Origin of the sequence: Vallitalea maricola (assembly GCF_036985595.1) — a bacterium.
Lineage (GTDB): Bacteria > Bacillota > Clostridia > Lachnospirales > Vallitaleaceae > Vallitalea > Vallitalea maricola.
Genome location: NZ_BTPU01000240.1, coordinates 1 through 246, shown reverse-complemented (window position 1 = coordinate 246; position 246 = coordinate 1). Strand labels below are relative to the sequence as shown.

At 35.8% G+C, this 246-nt stretch carries 1 protein-coding gene; it reads right to left on the bottom strand.

Features of this window, described 5'->3' with window-relative positions; translation table 11 throughout:
* Window positions 1–30: 30 nt before the first annotated feature.
* On the bottom strand, window positions 31–246 hold a 216-nt coding region (locus AACQ14_RS23985), incomplete at its 5' end, for a transglycosylase domain-containing protein (RefSeq protein WP_339366058.1).

Below are 246 nucleotides of genomic sequence, written 5' to 3'. Positions count from 1 at the left end.
CAACCGTTGTCTGTTTTTTTGCTTAATACTTTATCTTATATATCCATTTTTTAACATAACACTCATAACTATTTTTTGTCTTTTCTTTGCTGTTTCTAGATGTTCTACAGGGTTATATCTACTAGGGGCTTGGGGTAAACCAGCCAACATGGCACATTCCTCTAGAGTGAGGTTACTCACATTTTTGGAGAAAAATACATTGGATGCATCATTTACTACGGTGCAGGCGCTAATGGAGTAAATGAT